Here is a 254-nt window from a genome sequence, read left to right as displayed (position 1 = left end):
CTCATAAGTACAAAAGTGATCATAAACAGCATTACAGCATGAAAAGTAAAAAGGTACACTAATGTCTTTGAGGGATTTCGGTTAGAAATACGTCCACCAGTCATATTTCCTAATGCTACACCAATCCCGAAAATGAGCAAGATGATATTAATCGTATCCAGTGAAAACCCGGTAATCTTTTCCCGTATAGGTGATAGATAGGTAAACAATATAAATGTACCTGTATAAGCAAAAATGTTTGCCAATAACACAAC

1 pseudogene is annotated in these 254 nt (G+C 35.0%); it reads right to left on the bottom strand.

Features of this window, described 5'->3' with window-relative positions:
* Positions 1 to 254 (bottom strand): annotated as a pseudogene (locus SB659_RS20045) (MFS sugar transporter); the annotation flags it as partial.

The sequence above is a fragment of the Arthrobacter sp. SIMBA_036 genome (assembly GCF_046535135.1).
Taxonomy (GTDB): domain Bacteria; phylum Actinomycetota; class Actinomycetes; order Actinomycetales; family Micrococcaceae; genus Arthrobacter.
The sequence above is the reverse complement of the archived record's forward strand: the minus strand, read 5'-3'. Positions and strand labels throughout refer to the sequence as shown.